Source organism: Lysinibacillus sp. NPDC056959, assembly GCF_042674095.1.
Taxonomy (GTDB): domain Bacteria; phylum Bacillota; class Bacilli; order Bacillales_A; family Planococcaceae; genus Lysinibacillus; species Lysinibacillus zambalensis.
Genome location: NZ_JBHURE010000001.1, coordinates 400801 through 421892, shown reverse-complemented (window position 1 = coordinate 421892; position 21092 = coordinate 400801). Strand labels below are relative to the sequence as shown.

The 21092-nt window shown below is 37.8% G+C and carries 17 protein-coding genes; 14 read left to right on the top strand and 3 right to left on the bottom strand.

Annotated elements, in window-relative coordinates:
- The first annotated feature begins 14 nt into the window (after positions 1–14).
- From isdE to glpK, 12 genes are all read left to right on the top strand, one after another.
- On the top strand, positions 15–938 hold the full coding sequence (gene isdE, locus ACFTQ7_RS01920) for a heme ABC transporter substrate-binding protein IsdE (RefSeq protein WP_386826993.1): 924 nt from the start codon (positions 15–17) through the stop codon (positions 936–938).
- Positions 939–1066: 128 nt separating this feature from the next.
- Entirely contained in the window at positions 1067–2032 is a 966-nt protein-coding gene (locus tag ACFTQ7_RS01915; protein ID WP_386826992.1) for a FecCD family ABC transporter permease, read from the top strand.
- 6 nt (positions 2033–2038) lie between these two features.
- Positions 2039–2809 carry an ABC transporter ATP-binding protein gene (locus ACFTQ7_RS01910; RefSeq protein ID WP_386826991.1) on the top strand — a complete coding sequence of 257 codons (771 nt, stop codon included), beginning with the start codon at positions 2039–2041 and terminating at the stop codon, positions 2807–2809.
- Positions 2810–2820: 11 nt separating this feature from the next.
- Positions 2821–3579 carry a class B sortase gene (gene srtB / locus ACFTQ7_RS01905; RefSeq protein ID WP_386826990.1) on the top strand — a complete coding sequence of 253 codons (759 nt, stop codon included), beginning with the start codon at positions 2821–2823 and terminating at the stop codon, positions 3577–3579.
- Between the two features lie 369 nt (positions 3580–3948).
- A complete protein-coding gene (locus tag ACFTQ7_RS01900; protein WP_386826989.1) occupies positions 3949–4476 on the top strand; it encodes a YceI family protein in 528 nt (175 codons plus the stop codon).
- Positions 4477–4899: 423 nt separating this feature from the next.
- Positions 4900–5826 (top strand): NAD-dependent epimerase/dehydratase family protein, encoded by a 927-nt coding sequence (locus ACFTQ7_RS01895; RefSeq protein WP_386826988.1) that lies wholly within the window; start codon positions 4900–4902, stop codon positions 5824–5826.
- A gap of 561 nt (positions 5827–6387) precedes the next feature.
- The gene (locus ACFTQ7_RS01890) at positions 6388–7677 is read left to right on the top strand and encodes an AAA family ATPase (protein ID WP_386826987.1); all 1290 of its coding nucleotides are present in this window, start codon (positions 6388–6390) and stop codon (positions 7675–7677) included.
- 91 nt (positions 7678–7768) lie between these two features.
- Positions 7769–8344 carry an RloB family protein gene (locus tag ACFTQ7_RS01885; RefSeq protein ID WP_079559607.1) on the top strand — a complete coding sequence of 192 codons (576 nt, stop codon included), beginning with the start codon at positions 7769–7771 and terminating at the stop codon, positions 8342–8344.
- A gap of 451 nt (positions 8345–8795) precedes the next feature.
- Positions 8796–10439, top strand: a complete 1644-nt coding sequence (locus tag ACFTQ7_RS01880) for a glycerol-3-phosphate dehydrogenase/oxidase (protein WP_386826986.1) — start codon at positions 8796–8798, stop codon at positions 10437–10439.
- 268 nt (positions 10440–10707) lie between these two features.
- Positions 10708–11271, top strand: coding sequence for a glycerol-3-phosphate responsive antiterminator (locus ACFTQ7_RS01875; protein WP_349659049.1), 564 nt, complete (start codon positions 10708–10710; stop codon positions 11269–11271).
- Positions 11272–11427: 156 nt separating this feature from the next.
- Positions 11428–12231 (top strand): MIP/aquaporin family protein, encoded by an 804-nt coding sequence (locus ACFTQ7_RS01870; protein WP_386826985.1) that lies wholly within the window; start codon positions 11428–11430, stop codon positions 12229–12231.
- 31 nt (positions 12232–12262) lie between these two features.
- A complete protein-coding gene (gene glpK, locus ACFTQ7_RS01865) occupies positions 12263–13759 on the top strand; it encodes a glycerol kinase GlpK (protein ID WP_386826984.1) in 1497 nt (498 codons plus the stop codon).
- Positions 13760–14201: 442 nt separating this feature from the next.
- Here the strand turns inward: glpK and ACFTQ7_RS01860 are convergent, their stop codons facing one another.
- On the bottom strand, positions 14202–15875 hold the full coding sequence (locus ACFTQ7_RS01860) for an S-layer homology domain-containing protein (RefSeq protein ID WP_386826983.1): 1674 nt from the start codon (positions 15873–15875) through the stop codon (positions 14202–14204).
- A 407-nt stretch (positions 15876–16282) separates the two neighbouring features.
- Here ACFTQ7_RS01860 and ACFTQ7_RS01855 point away from each other — a divergent pair, with 407 nt between their 5' ends.
- Positions 16283–18364, top strand: coding sequence for a catalase (locus ACFTQ7_RS01855; protein WP_386826982.1), 2082 nt, complete (start codon positions 16283–16285; stop codon positions 18362–18364).
- Positions 18365–18697: 333 nt separating this feature from the next.
- Here ACFTQ7_RS01855 and ACFTQ7_RS01850 read toward each other — a convergent pair whose 3' ends face one another.
- Positions 18698–19246 (bottom strand): hypothetical protein, encoded by a 549-nt coding sequence (locus ACFTQ7_RS01850; RefSeq protein ID WP_386826981.1) that lies wholly within the window; start codon positions 19244–19246, stop codon positions 18698–18700.
- A 122-nt stretch (positions 19247–19368) separates the two neighbouring features.
- Here ACFTQ7_RS01850 and lpdA point away from each other — a divergent pair, with 122 nt between their 5' ends.
- Positions 19369–20706 carry a dihydrolipoyl dehydrogenase gene (lpdA, locus tag ACFTQ7_RS01845; RefSeq protein ID WP_386826980.1) on the top strand — a complete coding sequence of 446 codons (1338 nt, stop codon included), beginning with the start codon at positions 19369–19371 and terminating at the stop codon, positions 20704–20706.
- 109 nt (positions 20707–20815) lie between these two features.
- Here the strand turns inward: lpdA and ACFTQ7_RS01840 are convergent, their stop codons facing one another.
- Positions 20816–21049, bottom strand: a complete 234-nt coding sequence (locus ACFTQ7_RS01840; protein ID WP_386826979.1) for a hypothetical protein — start codon at positions 21047–21049, stop codon at positions 20816–20818.
- Between the last annotated feature and the right edge of the window lie 43 nt (positions 21050–21092).

Genomic DNA, 21092 nt, shown 5'->3' with positions numbered 1-21092 from the left:
TAGGAGATGACTTTATGCGAAAGAATTGGAAATGTAGGTTGCTCATGATGGCGCTTATGACATTACTTTTGGCAGTCGCTGGCTGTAGTGATGGAAATAAGCAACAAAAGTCTGAGACGCCTACGGAAAAAGCACAACCATCAGCTGAAACAACTGATGAGAATGAACATCGTATTATTGCAGGAACGGTCGTTATTGCAGATATTTTAGATAAGCTTGAATTGGACGCTATAGCAGTGCCTGAAACAGAAAAAACATTAGCAAAACGCTTCAATGAACTGCCTACTATCGGTAATGCAATGGAGCCAGATATGGAGATTGTTAAATCATTAAATCCAACTGATGTGTTATCAGTTTCAACGTTGGAGTATGATTTACAAGATAAATTCGAGCAGTTAAAAATACCGGTACATTTTTTAAACTTTCAAAGTGTTGATGCTATGTTATCCGAGATTAAAACACTTGGTAAACGCTATAATCGTATAGAACAAGCCGAGAAGTTAGTGAATGGATTACAAAAAAATATTGATGCTGTCCAAACGGTTGCTGAGAACAAAGAGGGACCTCGTGTATTAATTTTACTTGGCATTCCGGGTAGTTATTTAGTTGCAACTGAAAACTCCTATGCAGGAGACCTTGTGAAACGTGCAGGTGGTATTAATGTGATGGAGGGGCAGGACGCTGAATACTTGTCTTCGAATACTGAGTACTTGCATAGCAGTAACCCTGATATTATTTTACGACTATCACACGGTATGCCAGATGAAGTAGTAAGAATGTTTGATGAGGAATTTAAAACGAATGATATATGGAAGCATTTTGACGCAGTAAAAAACGGCAAAGTCTATGATTTAGAGGAAGAATTGTTCGGTACTACAGCTTCATTACAAGTGCCTCAGGCTTTAGGACAGCTAATGGAAATCTTCTATCGTAAATAGAAACTAGAAATGTCGCTCGTATCGCAAGCATAGCCTTGTTATAGAGCGCTTTTCTTATATATGTTTTAAGCAAAGATGTAGATGTACATATAACATAATGGAATTTGAAAAGAAAAGGGAAGTCCGGTATGACAAAAAAAATTGTAAGCTTTTCAATTGTAATTGTATTATTACTTGTCTCAGCAGTTTATGCAGCAACAACAGGTAGCATTAAAATGGGCTTTTTTGAATTTATAGGTGCATTATTTGATGAAGGAAATAGTCAAATGGAGGCTATCCGGGATTTGCGATTTCCACGAATCATTGTTGCGTTATTTGCGGGTGCAGCACTTTCGGTCTCAGGGGTACTATTACAATCAGTGATGCGTAACCCGTTAGCGGATGCTGGGGTTATTGGTATATCTTCTGGAGCGGCATTTGTCCAGCTCTTTATTATTTCCTTCTTTCCAGCACTATTTTTTATGACACCTGTATTAGCATTTATGGGTGGGGCATTTGCCTGCGCACTCGTCTTTGCGTTGTCATGGAAGTCAGGCTTAAGTCCGTTGAAGCTTATTTTAGTCGGGATTGCTATTAATGCAATGTTCACGGGGTTAACAGAGACTTTCATCAGTTTAGGTGGCTCATTGAATACTTCAGCTTCCAGCGTTATAGGTTCAAACTTAACGATGCGTACGTGGAAGGACGTATCAACAATTGTTACTTATGGTACTGTCGGATTACTAGCTGCCTTTGCGTTATATAGTTGGTGTAATCTCCTAGTATTACAAGACAAAACAGCAAAAAGTCTAGGCTTTCATGTAGCTCGTGCTCGTCTATTAATAGCTGCTGTCGCGGTACTATTATCAGCTGTTTCCGTTGTCGTTGCAGGAGTTATCTCGTTCGTCGGTCTGTTAGTACCACATATTTCTCGTCGATTAGTTGGACATGATCATAAGGTGCTTATACCTTTTACAGCATTAGCTGGAGCTTTATTAATATTAGTGGCGGATACGATTGGTCGCACAATGGCTGCACCACTTGAAATACCAGCTTCAACCATTATGGCGATTATCGGTGGACCATTCTTAATATTCCTATTACGAAAAGAGTGAGGAAACATGGAAATACAAGATATTATCGTATCGCATGATAATATTCGAAATCATTTAGATGGTGTATCGACGACAATTCAAAAGGGCAAAATCACAACGATTATCGGACCAAACGGCTGTGGAAAATCAACATTATTAAGTGTTATGTCTCGCAACAATATACCGATATCGGGGGATGCATCTTTAGAAAACAAGGATTTGGTACTCTACAAGCCAAAAGAGTTTGCAAAAAAACTTGCGATTGTCTATCAGCAAAATGATGTGCCAAAAGATTTAACAATAGAAAAATTAGTGAGTTTTGGACGTTTACCATATCGTACAATGTTAAAAAGAAATGAAGAGGAAGATGCCAAAGCTATTGAATGGGCACTTACTTGCACAAACTTACTAGAAAAAAGAGATACCGATTTAGAGGCTTTATCAGGTGGGGAACGTCAGCGAGTGTGGATTGCTATGGCTTTAGCGCAGCAATCTGAAATTTTATGTTTGGATGAGCCGACAACATATTTGGATATTTATTATCAAATTGAGTTATTGGAGCTTGTAAAGGCGTTAAATGAGGAACATGGCTTAACAATCGTTATGGTACTTCACGATATAAATCAGGCGATTCGCTATAGCGATCAAATCATTCTGATGAAAGCTGGACAAATAATAGCTGAGGGAGCACCACGTAACGTTATTACAAGGGAAGTTATTAAAGAAGTCTATGGTGTTGAAGCTATTTTCAATGAGGATGAGCAGCATGGATTTTACATGGTCCCTCTTGGAATATAACTGGTGACACGATGAAAAAATGGAGATCTAAGTTTTTAACATTTATATATTTAGCAATATTCTTATACTCAGGCTTTGCATTAACCAAGTACTTATACACGTACTATGAGACTTCAAAATCACTGGAAGAAGCACAAACGATTTATCAATCAACATTGGCTTCGTTAGAAGATGAAGTGGAGGAAAGCTCATCAACGCCATTTACAATCCGTGCACAATTCAATGATTTACTATCGGTAAATAAAAATATTGTTGGTTGGATTTCTGCAGACGGGACAAAGCTCAATAATCCTATCCTACAAGCTGAAAATAATGATTTTTATTTAGATCATAATTTTAAAGATCGAGAAAGTCGTGCGGGCAGTGTATTTATGGACTATCGTAATAATGTGCAGGATATAAACCAAAATACTATTTTGTATGGCCATGCCATGAAGAATAGTACGATGTTTGGGAGTCTTAAGAATTACTTAAATCAGCAATATGCAAACGAACATCCTGTCATTTATTTAGACACTCTGTATGAAGGCTATGATATCGAAGTGTTTGCTGCTTATGAAACGACAATTGATTTTTATTACATTGAAACAGAATTTACGAGCGATGATACATTCCTAAAATTTATAGATGAAATTCAAACACGCTCTGCAATCGAAATGAATGTAGAGATTGGACCAGAAGATAAAATTCTTACGCTATCCACTTGTAAAGATTCTGTCATGAGTGACGACCATCGTTTTGTCGTCCAAGGTAAATTAGTGAAACGCTGAGATAAGGAGCTTCCCATTTCATGGGGAGGCTTCTTTTTTATTTATCTATTTCCGGGCTGGAGAAATCGCTCAGGTAATACGAAGAACCGCTAAGGAAGAATAATCTCGAAAAATAAATTACTTAACTCAAAAAAAGTGATACCTCGAATTATAAAAAAAATTTTAAATAATAACTTGACGTAAGTAAATTATTAATGTACAGTAAGTTACATAAAGTAATTGATTACTTTTCGTAACTAACATGTACGAAAAAAGTAACTACAAATGTTTATCCGTTAAATTTTGGGGAACATAATTAATGTAGTTGCTTCATATTTTAACATATATCTCGAAATCGAGATAAAAATTATTTTATTGGAGGAATTTAAAATGGCAAAATGGAATATTGATTTAGGACACTCAGCAATTAACTTTCAAGTAAAGCACATGATGGTATCAAAAGTAAAAGGTGTATTCGATACTTATTCAGCAAATATTGAAGCGGCAGATCTTGCTGATTTAACAACAGCAAACATTAGTTTTACAATTGATGCAGCTAGCATTAACACACGTAGTGAAGATCGTGATAATCACTTAAAAGCAGCAGATTTCTTCGATGCTGAAAAATATCCAACAATCACATTCAAATCAACAAACATTACAAAAAAATCGGATGATGAATATGCGATTACAGGTGATTTAACAATTAAAGACGTAACGAAATCAGTAACATTTAATACTGAATTTAATGGTAAAGGTACAAATCCATGGGGCCAAGAAGTTTATGGCTTCGAATCTACAACATCAATTAATCGTGAAGAATTTGGCCTAACTTGGAATGCTGCTTTAGAAACTGGCGGAGTTCTAGTTGGTAAAGACATCAAAATTACAGTTGAACTGGAAGTAAACCCAGCTTAACTTCTTTCAGCTTAAATAGAGGAACTCAGTCTAAGAACGCCAAGTCCTGTAGCAATTTATCTGTGCGAAAGCGAAGCGACAGCAACACGGTTTTATCTGTGCGAAAGCGAAGCGACAGCAACACGGTTTTATCTGTGCGAAAGCGAAGCGTCAGCAACATGGTTTTATCTGTGCGAAAGCGAAGCGTCAGCAACAACAACAACACAAGACTGAGTGATCAACATCACGTTGGCCCAAAGTCGTTTCCGGATGCAATTATGCCGAGGTATAATTGATTTTTGTAAAAAGTGCTCGATACGTATCGGGCACTTTTTTTCATCTACATGAAAATCCCTTCCAAAAAATAACACGACAAATAAGTTACTTGCATAATTTTAGTAATTACTGCATATAAAACATCATATAGTTTTTGGGGGCGATGGGATGAATGTATTAGTGACAGGTGGATATGGTTTTATTGGTAGTGCAGTCGCAAGACGTTTTTCTAAAGAAGGTGCAAATGTTTATATTATTGATAATTTAAGTACAGGCCATTTACGAAATGTCGACTTTGAACATAAATCTTATCTTTTGAATGTAGAAGATGAAGTTTGTGAGCATCTCTTTAGAGAAACATCATTTGATGTGGTCATCCATTGTGCAGCGCAAACGAGTGTCCAAAAATCGATACAAGAGCCAGTAAAGGATGTTTTATCGAATATCGTAGGGCTTAGTCAGATGCTCTTCTTATCGTCAAAATATAAGGTAAAGCATTTCGTTTTCGCCTCGTCAGCAGCTGTTTATGGAGATAGTCACTATCCTCCAATAGAAGAAACAGATGTTAGTGAACCGATTTCAATGTATGGATTAAACAAAAGTATTGGTGAGTCATACTGCGAAAAATGGCAAAAAGATTACCGTTTACCAACATTAATTTATAGATTTGCTAATGTATTCGGTCCAGGACAACGTATGCAGGGCGAAGCAGCGGTTATTCCTTGTATGCTAAAAAGCAGTATAGAAGGAAAGCCCTTTACAATTTATGGAGAGGGAGAGCAAACAAGAGATTTCATATATGTAGAGGACATTGCGGATGCTATTTATGCCGGTGTACAGGCTAGATTACAAGGCATTTATAATGTATCAACGAATGAGGCATGGTCGATTCATCAAGTCATTTTATTATTGCAGCATTTAAATCATCCTTTAGAAATTCAATATGCTCCTGCAAGAGAGGGAGATATTGAGCATTCGTTTTTAAATAATGAAAAGTTAGCAAAAGCAATAGGGTGGAGGCCAAAAATTTCATTTGCGGAAGGTATAGAGCGTACATTGCAAGCGTTACAAGATGAAAAGATAGTGGAAATATAAAAAGTAAAGGCGATTTACTCTTTCATAAAGGGAAAATCGTCTTTTTTTATTTTTAATTACTGATGAAAACTTATCCTTCATCCTAAAGTGTGCATTTTATTATTGGAATTACGCAGGGGCATTACCAAAATGTGTGGTTGATTTCCGTTCCGGCTGAGCGCTTTGTTGCTGACGCTTCGCTTTCGCACAGAGCAGAGCTTCCTGGGGGCGTCGGGGCAACAGGATGTTGGTCACGAAGGCGCTATCACAGGATGTGATGCTCTTAGCCTTCGTTCCTCTACCCGCTTCGCTTCGCGTCAGGGTCTCGGGCCAACACGATGTTGGTCACGGAGGCGTTATCACAGGATGTGATGCTTTTAGCCTCAGTTCCTCTATTGCTAATCCCCGATGAGTCGCCCAGCCTCCACTCTAATCAACTATTTACGTTTTAGACGTTTTAACAAAAGTCATCCACAACTTTTGGTGATGAACCACTACACGGAGTCATAGGTGTTTTTTTACGGCTATAGTATAATTAATTTTTAAAAGGAATGTTGTGGAATGGAACGGAGGCTTGCAAATATGCTAGTAGATTTTAGAGTGAAAAATTGCCTGAGTTATAAAGATGAAACACTATTTTCAATGGTGGCGGGAAGCCGTATTCGTAAATTAAAGGACACACATACGATGAAATTTGACTCGTTACGCCTTGTAAAAAGTGCCTTTATTTTCGGACCAAATGGAAGTGGAAAATCGAACTTATTCACGGCCATAAAAATTTTACGTTCTTTATTGTTTAACTTTGAAAATCTGAATAATGTTAAACAACTACGTTTGCCCTACCAGCCGTTTAAGTTAGGAGGTCAGCAAGGGAAACCGACAGAATTTATGATTTCATTATTCCTAGATGGGGTACTGTACGATTATGAGGTTCAATATAATGCTTCACAAGTACTTTATGAAGGGCTAACTAAAACGACAAAATCTTTGAAAGAGCAGCTCTTTACTAGACAATGGGATGGGACAGAATATTTGTATGAAACTGCCGAAAGCACAGCGCAAGAGCTGACAAAATATACGCGTAATAATACAGCGTTCTTATCAGTATTAAATGTCTTTAATGACCCAGATGCTACGAAAATATTTGATTGGTTTTTACATAAAATATTGTTTTTAGATGAAGCGAATCGGTTATCAAGTCATCCACTTATTCGTAAACTTGAAGAAGAGCCCTTTAAAAAAGAAGTGATGAAGTTGCTAAAGGTTGCAGACTTTTCTATACAAGATGTGACGGCAAGACGCGTTGAGCGTAGAGAGAAAAATACAATTGGCTATGATTTTGACACGCCAGAGGTTATTCAAGAAGTGGACATCGATTTGCACTATTTATCGTTCGATGAATCAGGTGCGCCAATCGGGACAGAGACGATCAATTGGACGATGGATTCGAAGGGGACAGTCCGTATGCTGCATTTGGCATGTGTCATGGTAGATGCATACAATAAGGAGAAGACTATTTTTATAGATGAATTTGATACAGCATTTCATGTGTCCATCTGCGAATTTTTAATGGCCATTATGAACAGCAAGCGTAATGTTACGAATCAATTTGTTGTCACAAGTCATGAAATTGATTTATTAGACCAGCCACTTCGTTCCGATCAAATATGGTTTGTAAATAAAAGCTTTAAAAATGAATCCGAGTTATACTCCTTATTCGATTTTGCAGATTTGCAGAAGAAACGTGGAGATATTTCCTATGCCAAGCGTTACTTAAAAGGAGAATTTGGGGCTACACCGGTTATTAATGAATATTTATCAGATCAATATTTAACTTCTTTCAACGGGTATCCAAACACCCCGCTAAAATAGAGGGATTCAGCCGAAGAACGCCAAGTCCGGTGGCAATTTATCTGTGCGACAGCCGAGGCATAATTGATAGGAAGTGGGAGGTGTCTGAGCAGTGAGAGTACGTCAGCAAGGGAATCGAACACTGCGTAAAACCATTTTAATTTATTGTGAAGGTGAAACCGAACGCATTTATTTTGAGCAACTGCGTATTTTAAAGCGCTCCAAACTGGTAAGTGTCAAAATAAAAAACGTTAAACGTTCGGCTATTAAGCTTGCTCAGCATGCCTATCGAGATTCAAGCTATCAATATTTTGATGAGGTTTGGATTGTTTTTGATAAGGATGATTTAACGGAAAAACAATTAGAGGAAGTGAATGACTTTTGTGAGGAGAATAATATTCATATTGCCTATTCAAATGAAGCGTTCGAATTATGGCTACTATTGCATTTTGAAGAGGTCGATATGTCTGAAAAGTATCCTCGTGCAGTATTAAATGACAAGATGGAGCAGCATCTTGGTATAACACGTTATATTCGTCATAAAGCGGATGAATCTGTCATTGCACCTATCGCACTTCGACATGAGGTTGCTATTAAAAATTGCACAGATATGATGGCACTTCGCAAGACGGAAAGCCGTGATAATCCTTATTGCAACATACATGAAATGATACAATACATATTTTAACTTCTTCAGCGGGTGTCCATAAACCTGCTGTTTTTATATTTCAACACAAGAGGTGGGAATAACAATTATTAAAAGTATGACATATATTAAGTTGATCTTCGTTACGACTGGGCGACTTCTTCAATGCGACAACGTCAATTAAGATTTATTTATCCATGATTCAAAATGTAGATAAATAAATTTGTTGTATTGGGGAATAAATAACACCAGAAGCCATGACAATTGAACAGTACATATGAACGTTCTAAACCTATAAATGATTGAAAAGGGTATTTTGTATTTGTATGATTTAGTCTATCGAACTTGCCTTTTCTTTCTAAACACATTACAATGAAGTTAAGTTAATATAAGGTTTGAGCGATTGAGAGACCATTAAAAACATATGTACATTGTGTACATGTGCTTTTAATGGTCTCTTTTTTTCGTTCTTAAATTAAGGAGGAATTTTATTATGAGTACGGCTTCAGCAATACAACGTCAACAAACGATTGAAGAATTACAAAGTAAAGAATACGATTTATTGGTGATTGGTGGAGGTATTACAGGTTGTGGTATCGCACTTGATGCAATTGCTCGTGGACTATCTGTAGCGTTAGTTGAGATGCAAGACTACGCTGCTGGGACTTCTAGTCGTTCGACAAAATTAGTGCACGGTGGACTTCGTTATTTAAAACAATTTGAAATAAAAGAGGTTGCAGAATTAGGGAAAGAGCGTGCAATCGTTTATGAAAATGGACCACATGTAACAACGCCAGTTTGGATGCTACTTCCATTCCATACAGGTGGCACATTTGGTAAATTCTCAACGAATGTTGGTTTACGTGTTTATGATTTTTTAGCAGGGGTTAAACGTTCTGAGCGTCGATATATGTTAAACGCTGCGAAAACAATGGAAAAAGAACCTTTAGTCAAAGCTGAGGAATTACGTGGCGGTGGTGTTTATGTAGAATATCGTACTGATGATGCACGTCTGACAGTTGAAGTTGCCAAAGCTGCCATCGAAAAAGGTGCTACACTCATTAACTATACAAAAGCAGAAAACTTTTTATACAATGACGAAAAGAAAATTAATGGTATCGTAGCACAAGATTTGATTGCCCAGAACGCATTTAATATTCGTGCAAAAAAAGTTGTAAATGCTGCTGGTCCATGGGTAGATGACGTTCGTACTATTGAAGGGAAACAAAATGGTAAGCATTTAATTTTATCCAAAGGTGTGCATATCGTTTTTGATGAATTTAAATTCCCACTACGTCAAGCTGTCTATTTTGATACACCTGATGGTCGTATGGTATTTGCAATTCCTCGAAATGGGAAGACATATGTTGGAACGACAGATACATTTTACGAAGGCGATGCGCGCGAAATGAATATTCATCAAGAAGATCGTGATTATATTATGAAGGCTATTCATTACATGTTCCCAAAAGTAAAAGTCACAGATGAAGATATCGAATCAAGCTGGGCAGGTGTTCGCCCATTAATTCATGAAGAAGGTAAAAATCCATCTGAAATTTCTCGTAAGGACGAAGTATGGGAATCTCCTTCAGGTCTTGTGACAATCGCTGGCGGTAAATTAACTGGTTATCGTAAAATGGCTGAAACAGTTTTAAATAAGATTGCACAAGATCTAGAGCAACGCTTTAGTATTTCATCAAAACCATGTCATACAAAGAATATTCGTATATCTGGTGGAGATGTTGGCGGCTCTGAAAACTTAGATGCCTTCGTATCAAAACGAACAAAAATGGGTGTCGATATCGGATTATCGGAAGAGGAAGCAAAACATTTAGCGCATCATTACGGTTCTAATGTGGACACTGTTTTTGAATATGCTAAAGAACAGCATCCTGTTTTACCTCAAGGGTTATACGCTCAACTACTGTATGGTATCCATCATGAAATGGTTGTTCATCCAAACGACTTTATGATTCGTCGTACAGCCTATATGTTCTTTAATATCGCCCTTGTTATACAATATAAAGGTGCAGTATTAGATGAAATGGCAAAACAATTAAATTGGTCTCCTGAACAACGTACACAATTTGAAAAAGATTTAAATTTAGAAATAACAAGAGCTACAACTGCATTATAATAAAAAGGAAGGTCGTCTTAATGGCGACCTGACTTTTTAACTTCTTTAAGCCTCTGGCGGATGTCTTAGAATCGAAAAGGAATTGTTAGCCTAAGATCATCGCCTCCATGCGATATCGGCTAACTGACCTGCATCGGTAAAAACGCCACCTCCTGTGGCATTACCGAAATGACCGACATCGTGTCGGCCCTCGTACAGGCCTAAGTAAAAAGCCGATTCCGAAGCGATTATGCCGAGGCATTATTGATTTATATAAAGGAGAAATCAAATGAATTTCAATAATCAACAAATTATTCCCGCTGCACGAACAGTGAAGCAATTTGATGAAATATTAAATAGTCGATTCGAATACATTGTTCTATTAGAAGTGCATATTAGTTTGCTCATGTCAATAAAACGAGAGGCGGATCGGAACGGTAAAAAATTAATTATTCATGCAGATTTAATTCATGGCTTAAAAACGGACAACTTTGCAGCTGATTTTTTATGCAATGATATCCGTCCGGCAGGAATAATTTCCACGCGTTCTAATATGTTAATAAAGGCAAAAGCTCGTGGGATTATTGCTATTCAGCGTGTCTTTTTAATTGATACGATCGCGCTTGAAAAAAGCTTTTCAATGATTGAATCAGCAAAGCCAGATTATATTGAATTATTACCAGGTATTATTCCTTCTATGATTTCAGAAGTGCACCAGCGTACAAAAATCCCTGTTATTACAGGTGGGCTAGTTCGCACGGCTGAAAGTATAGAGGAAGCGTTATCAGCTGGAGCAGTAGCGATTACGACATCAAATAAGAAGTTGTGGGAAAATTTCCAAAAATATTGTTGACTATGTATATTATTTTCTCTACAATGTACATAAGTTAAAAAGCGCGTGGTTAGGAAAAGGAACCCACATTTATTCATCTGCATTGAAACGTGCAGCTTGTTTAAGTGTGGGTTTATTTTTTTGCTAGGTGTACTATTTACAAAGGGGGCTTTTTGTATGTCAACATTTACAGCTGAACTTGTCGGCACGATGATTCTTATTTTGTTCGGTGGTGGCGTTGTTGCAGGTGTATCACTGCACAAATCGAAAGGTTTTGGCGGTGGATGGGTAGTGATTACATTCGCTTGGGGTCTAGGAGTAGCTATGGCTGCATATGCTGTTGGTGGTATTAGTGGGGCTCATTTAAATCCTGCTTTAACAATCGCGCTTGCTACAATCGGTAATTTCCCATGGGAAGACGTGCCTATGTACATTGCCGCACAATTGATTGGTGCATTTTTAGGTGGGGTACTCGTTTATTTTATGTATTTACCACATTGGAAGGGTACGAAAGATCCGGAAGCGAAACTAGCTGTATTTTCTACAATGCCAGCTATTAAACATCCGTTATCAAACTTAATTTCAGAAATGATTGGTACATTTATACTTGTTTTAGGTATTCTAGCATTAGGAACAAATACAATTACGGATGGCTTAAATCCATTTCTAGTTGGTATGTTAATTGTAGTCATCGGGATGGCATTAGGAGGTCCTACTGGTTATGCAATAAACCCTGCGCGTGACTTAGGTCCACGTATTGCGCACTTTTTCTTACCAATCCCAGGTAAACGTGACTCAGGGTGGTCATACGCATGGATTCCAGTTGTAGGTCCAATTATCGGTGGTACGTTCGGTGCCCTATTTTTCCAGCAAATTTTTGAGGGAGAAAATAGTATCGCATTTTGGGTATTAGCTATTATCGTAATTATTATTTTTATCAGTGCTCAAATGACAGTGAATAATATTATAAGTGAAGAGTAGTAAGAAATTAAAAAAATTGGAGGTATGACCGATGTCAGAAAAAAAATATATTTTAGCTTTGGACCAAGGTACAACAAGCTCACGCGCTATTTTGTTTGATGAAAAAGGGAGCATTCTCCACGTTGCACAACAAGAATTCCCGCAATATTTCCCACAATCCGGATGGGTTGAACATCATGCAGAAGAAATTTGGTCATCTATTCTTTCTTGTATCGCTACAGTGCTTTCTGCAAAAAATATTGAATCAAACCAAATTGCTGGGATCGGTATTACGAACCAACGTGAAACAACTGTTGTTTGGGATAAACATTCTGGGGAACCAATTTATAATGCGATAGTCTGGCAATCACGCCAAACAAACGCTATTTGTGAGGAACTGAAAGAAAACGGTTACAATGACTTATTCCGTGATAAAACAGGTTTATTAATCGATGCCTACTTCTCAGGTACTAAAGTAAAATGGATTTTAGACAATGTTGAAGGTGCCCGTGAAAAAGCTGAAGCAGGCGATTTATTATTCGGTACAATTGATACTTGGTTAATATGGAAATTAACAGGTGGTAAAGTCCATGTTACAGATTATTCAAATGCTTCTCGTACACTAATGTACAACATTTATGATTTAAAGTGGGATGAAGAACTTTTAGACATTTTAGGCGTTCCTGCTTCTATGCTTCCTGATGTTCGTCCTTCTTCAGAAGTGTATGGCTATACGGAGGAAGCTCTGTTCTTCGGCTCTGCTGTTCCAATTGCAGGGGCTGCAGGTGATCAACAAGCTGCACTATTCGGTCAGGCTTGTTTCGAAGAAGGTATGGTGAAAAATACTTACGGTACGGGCTGCTTTATGTTGATGAATACTGGTGAAAAAGCAGTGAAATCAGAAAATGGCTTATTAACTACGCTGGCATGGGGCTTAAATGGCAAAGTAACGTACGCTTTAGAAGGAAGCATTTTCGTAGCTGGTTCCGCGATTCAATGGCTACGTGATGGCTTACGAATGTTCCGTTCTGCCTCAGAATCTGAGCAATATGCTGCGCGTGTAGAGTCAACTGAAGGTGTTTATGTTGTTCCTGCATTCGTTGGCCTAGGAACACCTTATTGGGATTCAGATGTACGAGGTGCAGTCTTCGGTTTAACTCGTGGTACTTCTAAAGAACATTTTGTACGTGCAACATTAGAAGCGTTGGCGTATCAAACAAAAGACGTACTTGGTGCGATGGAAGCTGATGCCAATATACCGTTGTCAAAATTACGTGTAGATGGTGGGGCTGTTTCAAATAATTTCTTAATGCAATTCCAATCAGATTTATTAAATGTACCTGTTGATCGTCCAGTCGTTAATGAAACAACAGCTTTAGGTGCTGCGTACTTAGCAGGTTTAGCAGTTGGCTTCTGGAACTCGACAGATGAAATTAGTGAGTATTGGAATTTAGATCGTCAGTTCACACCTGATATGGATGACTCACATCGTGAAGAAATCTATGCAGGGTGGAAAAAAGCTGTGGCTGCTGCTCAATCGTTTAAATAAAGATAACTGAATAGAGACGAAAAAACCTTGATAGGCTGATTTGAAGCGGATCCCGGTTGTTAGATAAAAATCTAACTGGGGCCACTTCACTAGCCGATGAAGGTTTTGTTATAGGGAAATGTTTAAAATATGTATAATAAATTCTTGATATGCACGATGACTATACAAGAAAAAAATAATAAGCATGAATTATGATTTTTTACTAACATTTGCGTTATGTGTAATAACACGCCATTCAAATGTGATGTCCAAACTAAACAAAAAAAAGAGGCTGGGACAGAACTCGATTATTTTGAAAAATAGCGAAAATAGATAATAACTTTTTCGCTTCGATGATTAGAGTATTCCTTCCTAAATCAAAAAAATGTTAGACCAATACAATCGGTCTAACATTTTTTCTTTTTTGTCCCAGCCTCTTTTTCTCTTTCAAGGATGTTTTAAATTACGATTCCTTCATGTTTTCAAATAAACGATATAAAAACAGAGAAAAATGTTCACGGCTTACTGGTTCGTTTGGCATGAAATTACCGTAACTACCCTTCGTAATGCCATTTGATGCTAAAATTTGAATATAATTATAAGCATAATGCTTTGACGATACATCGTTAAATTCTGTTGAAGTACCCTTCATTTTTAAATCAAACGTATTAACTAAAATTTTCGCAAGCTGAGCACGTGTTAAGTTACTGCTTAAATCCATTTTTCCATTTGAGCCATCAATGATCCCTGCGCTATAAAACGGTAGAATAAGCGTATAATCCGCACTAAAACGTATTATATCTTTGAACTGAATCATTTCACGTATTGGTGTTAAATGTAAATCATTATAACGAGATAACATTGTAAACACTTGTCGACGAGTAATCGAATTTGTTGGTTTAAACTGTCCATCAGGATACCCTTGAATAATCCCCATAGCTGATAGACTCATAATTTCGCTATAATAACGATAAGTTGTAGGCACATCGCTATACGTTACTTCATCAAATTGAATGGTATAATTCACTTCATTTTGTTGTTGCCAACGTGTAGACGGCTCCATTTTATAATTCCCTGCCTGTAACAGTGCCGTAATAGTATATAGCCCTTGCTGTTGCACATACTGATAATCTATAATTTGTCGATATTCCCCGCTTTCATTAGCTTTTTCAAGGATTGCGCTCATTATTTCCTTTGAATCGGTCGTAATTGTAAACTTCACCTTTTGATCATGATCTAAAGTAAAATAGTAATCATCGTTACGCCCTAAAAAGCCACGAATCTTTTTGCCAGCTTTAAGTGTCGTACCAAAAATACTATTTTTATAGGTCTCAGGGTGATCAATAGCTTCAGTCTTTACTATAAATTGATATGTCGGATTATACCCAGAAGTGCTCGCACTCACTTTTAACGTATACGTTCCTGGTGGTAAAACTTCCGTATCCGATTTGGGGAAATCAGGAGTTGTCGTCGTTGCTAAATAACGATGACCTTTATTGTCATCAATATCTACATACAATAATTTAACTGACTGATCGAATGATTGCAGATTAAATTTTGCTGTTCGTAACGTTACTTTACTTGTTTCATCCAATGTAAACCTATAATAATCATCGAAAGCATCGATAGTCCCTACACTTTTAATCGGTGTATTAAGTGCAATTGGGTTTGCTTCCTGTACCTTATTGTTCGGTTCTACATCAATAGGCGACTTTAGTGGTGCAACCGTGTACGTCGCATTGTACGGTTTTTCCTCAGGTCCATCAATTCGTACATAATACAAACCGGCACGTAATTGCAGCTGTTGAACTGTTTTATTTTCATCCCCGTCATCTTCCGTAGTACGGATAAAGGCAAAGCTTCGTCCGTTTTCAGAGCCATCATCTTGCAATAACGCAACTAAAATGGAACCTTTACTTGGATCATCAAATGTAAAGGTCACAAGTGAATCCTCATCTAACTGCATGCGGTAATAATCATAGGAATAGTCTGGTACTTTTTCAATTCGTGCATTTACGGGCAAAAACGGCGCATCTTTCATAAACTTATCAAAATAAGATATCCTGGACGCCTCCGCTTTAAAATCGACCGATAACACCATTCCTAAAAATATGCTTAATAATAACCATTTTTTCAATAGCGGTTCCTCCATATTGAATATTCATTAATTATTGTACAGTATTATTATTTATTGGCTAGATTAATTGGAGAGTAATTACTAAATACCTACATTTAATTGTGAGTAGATAGAGCAAATTATATATGAAAGATTCTCTGTTGATGAAGTTTATCGTAGCTATTGTGAAGAGTGAAAATTTATCTAGTACTTTTCATTGAGCGATGATTGCGATTGGCGTACATGGCAATAGTCGGAGTAAGAGTGTAAAAGGGTATTGCGATAAATCCCAGTCAAATCAGGGGCTGAAAATTTCAAATTTTATCGTAAAATAAGAAAAAATTGATATTATTCTTCCATAGAAATACCTTAAAGCATGTTTATTCTATAAAAACATATAGTATATATTGAGAATTATGAGTATTGGAATGAAAGGGGATTGCGTGGATAAATCTAAGTCGAATCAGGGCAAAAATTTAGATGAGAATGCGAAAGATCAGCAGCTAGAGCAGTTTCGTGTCGATAATGAAGGAAAAAAGATGACGACGAATCAGGGGCTAAAAGTTTCGAATGATGAGGATTCGTTGAAGGCTGGCGTTCGTGGGCCAACCATTATGGAGGATTTTCACTTTCGAGAAAAAATGACGCATTTTGATCATGAGCGTATTCCAGAGCGTGTAGTGCATGCGAGAGGTTTTGCGGCACATGGAGAATTTGAGCTGTACGAATCGATGAAAGAATATACTAAAGCAGGCTTTCTACAGGACCCTAATAAGAAAACACCTGTATTTGTCAGATTTTCAACTGTAGTTGGAAGCTTAGGATCGATGGATACTGCACGTGATGTACGTGGTTTTGCGACGAAGTTTTACACCGATGAAGGCAATTATGATTTAGTTGGAAATAATATACCTGTCTTTTTTATTCAGGATGCAATTAAGTTTCCTGACTTAATTCATGCGGTAAAGCCTGAGCCTCACAATGAAATGCCACAAGCTGCCTCAGCCCACGATACATTTTGGGATTTTGTGGCGAACAATCAGGAAATTGCGCATATGATTATGTGGCATATGTCTGATCGTGCAATACCTAGAAGTTTTCGAATGATGGAAGGGTTCGGTGTTCATGCTTTCCGTTTCGTCAATGACAAAGGAAAGTCGAGATTTGTGAAATTTCATTGGAAGCCTGTGTTAGGTGTACATTCACTCGTTTGGGATGAAGCGCAAATTATTGCTGGAAAGGATCCGGATTTTCAGCGACGTGATTTATGGGAATCAATTGAGATCGGTGATTATCCAGAATATGAGCTTGGTGTACAAATGCTTGAGCCAGAGGACGAGTTTAAATTTGATTTTGATATTTTGGACGCAACTAAGCTTTGGCCCGAAGAGATAGTGCCAGTTAAAAAGATTGGAAAAATGACCTTGAATCGTAATGTAGATAATGTTTTCGCAGAAACAGAGCAAGTCGCCTTCCATCCAGGAAATGTTGTGCCGGGCATAGACTTTACAAACGATCCACTTTTACAGGGCCGGCTATTTTCTTATTTAGATACACAGCTAATTCGTCTGGGAGGACCAAACTTTGCAGAAATACCGATTAACCGACCAGTTTGCCCAATTCATAACAATCAGCGCAATGGCTTTAGTCGACAAACGATTAATGTAGGAAAAGTGAGCTATCATAAAAATTCTTTGGCCAACAATTCACCTTCAACATCAACGGCAAGGGAAGGTGGCTTTGTTCATTATGAAGAAAAGGTTGAAGGACGTATTACACGGGCACGTAGTAAATCGTTTGATGATCATTTCTCCCAGGCAAGGCTATTTTGGAATAGTATGTCGCCCCCTGAAAGACAACATATCATTGACGCCTTTAGTTTTGAGGTAGGGAAGGTGAAAAGTAAATCGGTTCGACAGCAGGTTGTCGATATGTTTGTTCGTGTTGATAAAGCAATGGCAACGACTGTGGCCGATAATATTGGTGTTAATCGTCCAAAAGGGGAGCAAGTAAATGTCACGTTATCATCACCTGCACTTAGCCAGGCGAATACAATAAAAATGCCACAAACACTTAAAGTAGGCGTGCTTATAGGTGATGGATTTGATGCAAATGAAGTTGGCGAAATGCTGAAATCTTTAACAAGACAGGGTGTTCGATACAGTATTATTTCCGATAAATTAGGGGTTGTCACTAGTAGTGACGGCGTACAGTTAACAGCCACTGACACATTTATAACTACTGATGCGGTACTATTTGACTCGTTATATGTTGTTGGCGTAAAAGCAAAAAATCAGGCAAAGTTCAATTCTTATATTGTTAATTATATCAATGAAGCGTATAGACATTACAAACCAATTGGTATTGCTACAACCGGAACGACATTTTTTAATATGTCCAATGCCAATGTCGGGCCAGGCATTGTGTTGGCTACTGGTGACAAAGACTTCGCTAAAAAATTTGTCAACGCCATAGCTCAACAACGCTTTTGGGAACGCAATATTTATTAACTAATATAATTTTGATCGTGTGTCTAGGGGATATCCGCGGGAGTGGAGTGAATACCCACGGAAGGAGAATGAATACCCGCGGAAGGAGAGCGGGGTGAATACCCGCGGAAGGCGAGCGAATACCCGCGGAAGGCGAGCGAATACCCGCGAGCGGAGTGAATACCCGCGGAAGGCGAGCGAATACCCGCGAAAGCAGGGTGAATACCCGCGGAAGGCGAGTGAATACCTGCGGAAGGCGAGCGAATACCCGCGAAAGCAAAGCGAATACCATGCACACAACGTATAATGAAAAACTCTCCTTTTTCTATTAAGAATAAGGAGAATTTTTTTTGCTTACTGCACGTAAAATTCAATTGTAGCGGATGGTTTGTACTCCGTTTTTTGTTCATTAGGGTCTTCTGTGTAAAAGTCAGTACTTCCTTTTACGATATAATGTCCTTTTGGAAAATGACCTTTCATTGTTTGTTTCATAAATTCAACGAGTTTAGGTTCTGAAAATTCGTTGTAACTGCCACCGCTCGTGTAGAACTCTTCGTAGGGCACATTTCGTTCAAGAATGCGTGTAATTAGTGGAGTATCCATTGCACTAGGTATTTCAAAATTTCGTGTAGTTTCCTGTAAATTAAATCGAAATGGGGAGCCTCCATGGTAAATAGTTACGTTTTGTGCCTGCCCTACATATGTGAGTTTAGCCGTTATCTTTATAGGTTCTCCCTCTGTGAAGGTAGGTTTTGCAATAGAAAGTTCATAAAGAAAGTCTTCCTGTTGTGTAGTAGCCGTTTGTGAATAGTTCTTAATTGGTGGGGGTTTTAATACTTCTTTGTCCTGACAGGCGGCAACTAGTATTAGCATAGAAAACAGCAAAAATAATGTTTTAGGCATACAATCCTCCTTTTACAGTAGCTGACGCTGAGGCAGACGAAATGTTACTAAAATTCTTGTAACATTTATGGCATTGCATTCAAATTTTGTAAATGCTATGGTGGTAAATGAGGTGATTTTTCGTGGAAAAATTTGATATTGCAATTATTGGTGCGGGGCCTGGGGGCTATGTAGCAGCTATACATGCAGCAAAAAGTGGCAAGAGGGTCGCTTTAGTAGAGCGCGATAAAGTTGGAGGGGCTTGCTATAATGTCGGCTGTATTCCTTCGAAAATTATGTTAGAGCACAGTAAGCTTATTCAAGAAATAAACCGTGGTAATGACTGGGGCATTGAAACTCCTACAGTAAACGTGAATTTTCCACGATTGATGCAACGTAAGGACGCTATTATAGACGAGCTTTTAACAAATATTGAAGGCTTTATTTTGAGCAATCAAATTACTTTTTATCGAGGAGAAGCGGCATTATCTAGTGACTTGACTGTAACAGTTGATAATGATGCATTTACAGCTACGGATGTTATTTTAGCAACTGGAAGTAAACCATTTGTACCACCATTTGAAGGATTAGAAACGTCTTCTTACTATACAACGGATACATTTTTTAGTCTTGAAGAACTGCCGAAGCAATTAACAATTATCGGTGGTGGTGTTATTGCAGTCGAGATGGCATTTAGTTTAGCGCCACTTGGAACAAAGGTGACGATGCTAAATCATAGTGAAGATATTTTACAGACGGAAGAGCCAGATGCGCGACCACTTATTCGTGAACAGATGAAAAAGCTTGGTATTGAGCTTGTAACGGATTTCCACTTTAAACATTTTAATGGCAATGAGATTTATACTTCTAAAGGAATTTATACATATGAAAATCTTTTATTTGCAACAGGTCGACGTCCAAATACCGAGATAGCTCAGCAGCTTGGTCTAGCATTTGATGGTCGATTGATTGCTGTCAATGAGCATCTTGAAACGAGTCAGCCACATATTTATGCGATAGGTGACTTAGTGGGTGGTTACCAGCTAGCTCATTCAGCGAGTGCGGAGGGAATGCATGTTGTGGATCATATTTTAGGGAATAAGCCAGCACTGATTGATCAAACTTCGATTCCTCGCTGTGTTTATACACATCCTGAGATTGCGACATTTGGTTTGCTGGAAGAGCAGGTGAAAGAACCTTATACGGTTACTCAAATGCCTTTACATACAAACCCTAAGGCATTAATGGAAGGTAATACAGCGGGCTTTATAAAGCTTATTGCGACGAAAGAGGAAGGACGTATTTTAGGGGCTTGTGTTGTTGCTGATGGGGCAACAGAAATGTTAAATGCTATTTTAGCTACTAAAAATGCTGGTGGCACTGCCCAAACTCTCGCAAATATGATTTTCCCACATCCTACAGTATCAGAGCATATAGGGGATGCTGCCAAAGCTATTTTTGGTAAAGCCATTCATCAATAAAGATTTCGAAAACTACATTCATCAGCGGAAGGCTATCCTTTTCGTTGAGGGAATGTAGTTTTTTCTTTTCATTAAAGTATCCATAACAATACTGTAAAGCCTAATATCATTAGGCCAAAAAAAAAACGGAGAGCGTTTTAAAAATAATAATATGATACTTTTTAGGCGCGAATTTTTCGGAAATTAATAATACAACAGCTAATACCAAATCAATTAAAAAGAATGTTTCCGCCCCTCCCGAAAAATCATCATCTTCTTCGTACTTTTTAAAAGCAATATAAAAAGCGTTCCCAGCAAAAAATAATAAAACTAATGAGCATGCAAATAGCATTAATTTACTCATACAATTACATCTCTCCTAATGATTCAGCTGCACAATAAAGGCC